Source organism: Streptomyces corynorhini (assembly GCF_003346515.1).
In the GTDB taxonomy this organism is placed as follows: Bacteria; Actinomycetota; Actinomycetes; order Streptomycetales; family Streptomycetaceae; genus Streptomyces; species Streptomyces corynorhini.
On the sequence record NZ_QQNA01000161.1, the window covers coordinates 1 to 224 of the forward strand.

The window sequence follows — 224 nt, forward strand, 5'->3', positions numbered from 1 at the left end:
CACCCGGCGCAGCTCGCCGACCGTGAACTCGGAGGGACAGAACGCCGTGGCCAGCGACGAGTACTCGATCTTGGATCGGGCCCGCTCCACCCCGTCCGCCAGGATCCGCGCATGATCGAAGGCCAGTTGGGCGGGGTGTCCGTCCTCCTGGGCGAACTCACCCTCCCCTTTGAGGAGTGCGTCCACGGGGGCCCAGCGCGCACTGTTGGCGTCTCCCCCGGCCC

1 pseudogene is annotated in these 224 nt (G+C 70.5%); it reads right to left on the reverse strand.

The features are described 5' to 3' along the window. Positions 1 to 224 (reverse strand): annotated as a pseudogene (locus DVH02_RS36255) (DNA hydrolase); the annotation flags it as partial.